This window comes from Gordonia sp. (in: high G+C Gram-positive bacteria), assembly GCF_012515855.1.
Classification (GTDB): Bacteria; Actinomycetota; Actinomycetes; order Mycobacteriales; family Mycobacteriaceae; genus Gordonia.
Genome location: NZ_JAAYXO010000271.1, coordinates 1 through 2,079 on the forward strand (window position 1 = coordinate 1; position 2,079 = coordinate 2,079).

1 protein-coding gene is annotated in these 2,079 nt (G+C 70.0%); it reads left to right on the plus strand.

Annotated elements, in window-relative coordinates:
* Window positions 1–2,015 (plus strand): hypothetical protein (locus tag GX543_RS18345; protein ID WP_290854014.1); only part of this gene is annotated, 2,015 nt, incomplete at its 5' end.
* Window positions 2,016–2,079: the final 64 nt, after the last annotated feature.

Sequence of the window (2,079 nt, forward strand, 5' to 3'; positions counted from 1 at the left end):
CGATCGTGTTGCAGACCGCGAACCACGAGGAGTCGGTCGCGTGGATCTCGTCGATCACCCATCTGCTCCCGCCGTCGGCGGGTAAGGCGTTGTCGTGGTCCACGCACGATCGACCGGAGAACGCCTCCGCGCAGATCGCGGCGGGCACCGACCTCGTCTGTGTTCCCGCTGCCGACGACGTCGAAGTGCCCGGGGCCCTGGTGGTCGCGGCGGCCGAGCTGCCCGACCTCGCACTTCCCGGTGGGTCTCACCGATTCGCTAGCGGTCGCACGGTGGCGGCCACGGATCTCTCCGAGCTCGCCGAAGCGGTCTTGGCCGATCCGGACATCGCCGCGCAGATCCTGCAGCGACAGGCGCAGATCGAGGCCGAGTTCGCCGGTGACCCCGTCGCCCCGGTGTGGACCACGGCCGTCGCGGTCCTCGACCAACCCGACCTGATCGAGTTCCACGCGGTGGCCCGGCGGGCCGTCGCCAAGCACTACCCCGCTGCCGTCGGTCGGGTCGGCTGGGCAGCCGAGATGGTCGAACGCGCCCAGTTGGAGCACCCGCCGTCGGCTCCCGAGCTGCTGCGACGCCTGCAGGGCGACCAGCCCTCGACGGCTCTCACCACCAAGTACTGCGAGACCGTGCTGACCGACGGTTCCTGGCGAACGGTGCCGATCACGCAGGTCCCCATCGCGCCCTACGCCGACCTCGCGACGATCCCCACCGCGGTGACCGCGGCGCTGCGCGAGGTCCATGCGATTGCGATGAACGACCCCGTCGGCGGGCTGCCCCCGCTTCTGCATCTCGCAGAGTTCCTTCGACGCCTCGGCGCACCCAGTCAGGCCAAAGACGAGGCCACCGGACATCTGCGCGAGATCACCAGAAACACCCGACTGCGGCCGGACGCCGCGCTGGCCTCCGTCTCCCACTGGCCGGCCGTCGCTCCCATCAGCGAGATCGACTGGACGCTGCTCGGGAGTCTCTGGCGGATGACCCTGCACCGCGGTGACGCGCAGCTGCTCACGACCATTTCGGCCGGGACCTGGCTCAAGGTGTTCCTGACGACGCGGCAGAACGCAGCTGACGGTTTTCTGCCTGCCAATCCGTCTCCCGAGGATCTCGCCGTGTACCCGTACGCGGCGCTCGCGCTGCTCCGGGACCAGAAGGACGGCACTCCGCTGACTCCCCAGCAGCGCACCGACCTCGCCATCGAAGGCATCGAGTCGTGCCTCGCGGCCGAGCTCGTCTCCGATGCCGACAGCCGTACGCTCACCGGCGAACTCCTCAGGCAGGTGCCTGCCGCCACCGTTCACCTCAGCACTTGGCTTGCGCGGCATCCCGGTCGCATCGCCGGGGCAGGCATGCGCGAGACGGTGATCTCCGGTGCCCCGAACCCCGATCTGCTGCAGATCGTCGCGACCGCCGGCCCCGATTCCGACCAGCCGGACGGGTTGGCCGACGCCGCTCGACTCCGGCTGTGGATCCTCGATCCCAGCGGGATCGAGTCGCGACAGCGCTACCTCTCCACCGTGGAACGCGCGCTCTCGCTCCCCGACCTCCTGCGATCCGGGCCGGCGTCCGATCTGCTGGCCGCGCTCGACGCCGGCGTCCTCCTGGCTCGTGTCGACAACGCCGGCTGGCTCGCCGCGAAGGCGGCGGTCCTCGACGAGCTCCACCGCGGGGTCGCCGGTCGCGAGGGCGACACCGTGGCGTGGTTGCAGCGGCTCATCGACTACCGCGTCATCGACGATTCGTGGGTGCTCGGACTGTCGTTCCTCGGCTATACGGAGAGTGCCCGCGAGCGGCGGCCCGCCGACCGGGCGACGGGCATCGCCGACGCGCTGCTCGATCCGGCCGCCGTCGCCACGACGACCACCGGTGCCCTCCGCGACGCCGCGTGGCTGCTCATCCGACATCGCTCGGCAGGCGAGGCCGAGGACTTCTTCAACGACTACCCGAAGTCAGCTAACGGCTGGCTCCGCGATCACCATCCGACGGGCAGCATCCGCAGCCGTCTCGGATACTCCTGAGAGGAGCACTGACCCATGGCCACCTATGTACTCGACGGTCGTTCGTCCGCCCAACTGGATCGCG